This window comes from Variovorax sp. 20P10.2.4 (assembly GCF_058244205.1).
In genome coordinates this window covers 1-1096 of sequence record NZ_JBZAYE010001180.1, presented here as the reverse complement: position 1 = coordinate 1096, position 1096 = coordinate 1, and the positions used below count along the sequence as shown (strand labels likewise).

Genomic DNA, 1096 nt, shown 5'->3' with positions numbered 1-1096 from the left:
ACCACACGGCCGCGGGCGAGCAGCGCACGGTCGCGGTGCCGGGCGATGTGGACGTCACGCTGAACACCCGCACCAGCGTGCGCCGCGAGGTGGTCGCGGGCCGGATGGTCGGGCTGGACCTGCTCGCCGGCGAAGCCGCGATCGACCTGCGCGGCTCGCGCGGCACGTTCGTGGTGGTGGCCGGCGCCGGCCGCAGCGTGGCCGAGTCGGGGTCGTTCCAGGTGCGCCGCTGGGACGGCAAGGTCTGCGTCACCTGCCTCGAAGGCCGCGTGCGCGTCGAGCATCCGGCGGGCGTGCGCCAGCTCGAGGCGCGGCAGCAGACCGTCTACCACGCCACCTCCGTCAGCGGCATCGCGGGTGTCGACCCGGACACCGCCTCGGCCTGGCGCCAGGGCATGCTGGTGTTCCAGCAGACCCGGCTGGCCGATGCGCTGGAGGAGATCGACCGCTACCGGCCCGGCCGCGTGCTGCTGCTCAACGACGCCGCGCGCGACAAGCCCGTGAGCGGACGCTTTGCCATCGCCTCGCTGGACCTCGCGCTCTGGCAGCTCCAGGAAGCCTTCGATCTTCGCGCGCGCTCGCTGCCCGGCGGCCTGCTGGTCCTGAGCTGAGCGCGTGCGCCGGCGCATCGCGAACAGCGCGCAAAAAAAGTTTGCGGCATTCGACGGCTGCCACTCGTCACTCCTACGTAGGGGGGCCGTTGTGTCGCCGGCGCGAGTCGTTGGCGGTGCCTGCGGTCCTTCGCGCATGGGGCTGAGCGGCACAGGCGGTTCGGCCCGATGACATCGAACCAACGATCGGGCGAGAGCTTCACATGAGCACACGCGGGCAAGGCCCCAGGGACCGTCGAACCCCACGCACGGACAACAGGATCTTCAGGCTGGCGCCGACGGCCCGGGCCATCGCTTGGGCGCTGGCCGCCGGCGGCCTGATCGGCCCGGCGCAGGCGCAGCGCGCATTCAGCCCGGTCTGGTTCGCGGACAAGGGCGCGATCCACAACACGGCCGTGCAGACCGGCCGGCTGCCCAACGGCATGCCCGCGTCGATGCTCACGAGCCCGCAGGCGCAACAGCAGCAGGCCCAGGCGCAGCTGCAG

The 1096-nt window shown here is 72.4% G+C and carries 2 protein-coding genes; both read left to right on the top strand.

The genetic code is table 11. The features are described from left to right. On the top strand, positions 1 to 611 hold a 611-nt coding region (locus AC27VN_RS42125), incomplete at its 5' end, for a FecR family protein (protein WP_490880612.1). A gap of 203 nt (positions 612 to 814) precedes the next feature. Continuing rightward, positions 815 to 1096 (top strand): hypothetical protein (locus tag AC27VN_RS42120; RefSeq protein WP_490880611.1); only part of this gene is annotated, 282 nt, incomplete at its 3' end.